Below are 3,112 nucleotides of genomic sequence, written 5' to 3' on the forward strand. Positions count from 1 at the left end.
GATACGGCACAAAACTACGAAAAAGTATACGCTTAATCGCTGCACCTGAAACAATAGAATAAGCACTCTCTTCTCTACGAATGGGAAGAGTCATCAACTCAGAAACTTTCCCTTTATCAATTCTTTTTAAAAAGGCTTCTGCATTATCTAATACAGAAAAGCCTTCTTTTATGCGTAGAGTAAAGTGCTGTTGATCCATGTAAAACTGGATAGACTCAATCCCCTTTTCATCTCTCGCCAAGGAACGAAGATAGTCTTGAATATCCAAGGTGAGTGAAAAAGAAGATGATAGTCGGATATGTTGGTATCCTCTATGTAGCACTTTAAAAGACATATTATTCTCCTATAAGGCTATCTAATTGCTCTTCTTTTTTCTCTTGCTCGTACAAATATTTGGCATCTTGCAAGACATCGTCTCCATGTTGTTTCACAACAGAAACAGATGCATCTAGCCCGTCTTTCAACTTGTAAGCCTTAGCCAAAGCTTTAGAATAACCTTTTTTAGCTTCCTTACTTGCCAAGATTTTCAAACCAAGGGTACCAAATGCGACACCACCCAAAAAGAGTGATGATTTTTTCGCAACTTTTGCGACGGTTAGTACTTCTTTTAACATACTTATTTCCTCCTTATCATTATTATATAGCAATTTAGATATAAAAGCAATGTCATTTCATAAATTGGAGAATTATACTCAATGAAAATCAAAGAGCAAACTAGGAAACTAGCCGCAGGCTGTACTTGAGTACGGCAAGGCGACGTTGACGTGGTTTGAATTTGATTTTCGAAGAGTATTAGTTTTATTTCTACTGAATCTCCCATCTACTTACTCCTAAAGTTGCTTTCATTTGCCTCTTTTGATACACTTAAACTATGAATACAAATCTCAAACCTAAACTCCAGCGTTTTGCTTCTGCGACTGCCTTTGCCTGTCCTATCTGTCAAGAAAATCTGACTCTGGTAGAGAGCAGTCTCAAATGCTGCAATCGTCATTCTTTTGACTTGGCTAAATTTGGCTATATCAATCTGGCACCTCAAATCAAGCAATCTGCTAACTACGACAAGGAAAACTTTCAAAACCGTCAACAAATCCTAGAAGCCGGCTTTTATCAGGCTATCTTAGAGACTATATCTGACTTGTTAGCAAATTCAGAAACTAGCACCACAGTCTTAGATATTGGCTGTGGCGAAGGCTTTTATTCTCGTAAACTTCAAGAAAATCACCCTGACAAAACCTTCTATGCCTTTGATATTTCCAAAGATTCTGTCCAAATCGCTGCCAAGAGCGAACCCAACTGGGCAGTCAATTGGTTCGTTGGCGACCTAGCTCGTCTCCCTATAAAAGACGCTAGCATGGATATCCTGCTTGATATCTTCTCACCTGCCAACTATGGAGAATTTCGTCGCGTTTTATCCAAAGACGGTATCTTGATAAAGGTTATCCCAACTGAAAATCACCTCAAGGAAATTCGTCAGAAGGTACAAGACCAGCTGACAAACAAGGACTATTCCAACCAAGATATCAAAAATCATTTCCAAGAACACTTTACCATCCTATCTAACCAAACTGCCTCTCTGACTAAGACTATCACAGCAGAGCAGCTTCAAACCCTACTCAGCATGACTCCTCTCCTCTTTCACATCGACCAGAGCAAGATTGACTGGAGCCAACTAACAGAGATTACCATCGAAGCAGAGATTATGGTTGGGAGAGCATTCTAAACTAGACTTCCCAAAGGTATAAAACTTACCGAAAATCTTCAATATTACAAAAACGCATAAGAACAGGTGGTCAAAACCTTAATCTTATGCGTTTTGTTATAGTTTCCATACATATTAAGTGGAAATAGTTGAAACCAGTTCTTTTAATAACCATTGAATACCATATATTACATTTACCCCAAATATGATATAGGCCGTATAAATCAAGTATTTCGATTTCTCCCGCCTCAAAGAATAAATCTTGTACAAGATAAACAAATTTAAAATAATAAATAATAGAGACAAAATCTTCCCTCCAAAATCAATCCTAAAAGTACACAGTTAAGCATAGCCCTAATCTTTATTTTCGATTCGAGATAACAAACTTATCAATAAATAGTAAGTGATATAAGGCAAGTGTAATTCCCAATAAGCACCCATGATAAGAGATTTCTTGATGGGTAAGGGGGTAAAGATTACTATTACCCGCCAAGAGGCATGTTAAAATAACAAATAGAATCCAAAATAAATCCGTCCATTTATATTTTGAAAAATATTCTTTCCACATAAAAACACCTTCTTTCCTACAATCATATTATAATACTTTATGTAAGCGAATACAAGAAATATGAGGTAATCAACTACGAAGAAATATAAGGCTGAAGACAGTAAAAACCAGCATTTCTAAGCCTTTACTGTATCTATGATTTCTCTATTTTTACAGGATTGACCAAAATTCACATCATTCAAAAAAGCGAATTTCAATCGAAACTCGCTTTTTTACAAAATGTATTAGTATGAATTTGTATCTTATACTCAATGAAAATCAAAGAGCAAACTAGGAAGCTAGCCGCAGGCTGTACTTGAGTACGGCAAGGCAACGCTGACGTGGTTTGAATTTGATTTTCGAAGAGTATTAGTTCAAGTGCCAGATATCTTCGTTGTACTGAGCGATTGTACGGTCAGATGAGAAGAATCCTGCTTTAGAAATGTTAACGATGACTTTATCCAACCATGCGTCACGGTCTTCGTAGTCAGCAAGCATTTGCTCTTTCACTTTGATGTAGTCTTCCAAGTCAAGAAGAGTCATGAACCAGTCTTTGTTGATCAATTCATTGTAAAGACGTTCCAAGCGCTCTTTGTTTCCAGCTGCAAGAACTGCATCGCTAACGATGAAGTCAACCAATGGTTTGATAGCTTTACGAGCGTAGAATTCACTTGATTTGTAAGCTGCTTTTGCGTAAAGGTCTATAACAGTTTCTGAATCTTCACCAAAGATGTAGATGTTTTCGTCGCCAACCAACTCAGCGATTTCCACGTTAGCTCCGTCCATAGTACCAAGAGTCAAAGCTCCGTTCAACATGAATTTCATGTTACCAGTACCTGAAGCTTCTTTAGAAGCAAGTGAGATTT

The 3,112-nt window shown here is 37.3% G+C and carries 4 protein-coding genes and 1 pseudogene; 1 reads left to right on the forward strand and 4 read right to left on the reverse strand.

Annotated features, from left to right (window positions below):
* Positions 1–334: pseudogene (locus tag ACLNCN_RS04245) on the reverse strand (heavy metal translocating P-type ATPase); the annotation flags it as partial.
* Between the two features lies 1 nt (position 335).
* The gene (locus tag ACLNCN_RS04250; RefSeq protein WP_000910910.1) at positions 336–614 is read right to left on the reverse strand and encodes a DUF6110 family protein; all 279 of its coding nucleotides are present in this window, start codon (positions 612–614) and stop codon (positions 336–338) included.
* Positions 615–871: 257 nt separating this feature from the next.
* Between ACLNCN_RS04250 and ACLNCN_RS04255 the strand changes: the two genes are divergently transcribed.
* Complete coding sequence (locus ACLNCN_RS04255; RefSeq protein WP_424844321.1) at positions 872–1,720, forward strand: putative RNA methyltransferase; 849 nt, start codon at positions 872–874, stop codon at positions 1,718–1,720.
* A gap of 340 nt (positions 1,721–2,060) precedes the next feature.
* Here the strand turns inward: ACLNCN_RS04255 and ACLNCN_RS04260 are convergent, their stop codons facing one another.
* Positions 2,061–2,267 (reverse strand): hypothetical protein, encoded by a 207-nt coding sequence (locus tag ACLNCN_RS04260; RefSeq protein ID WP_424844322.1) that lies wholly within the window; start codon positions 2,265–2,267, stop codon positions 2,061–2,063.
* 348 nt (positions 2,268–2,615) lie between these two features.
* A partial coding sequence (locus ACLNCN_RS04265; RefSeq protein ID WP_424844695.1) for a glycogen/starch/alpha-glucan phosphorylase occupies positions 2,616–3,112 on the reverse strand: 497 nt, incomplete at its 5' end.

Source organism: Streptococcus sp. CL8.13, from assembly GCF_049737895.1.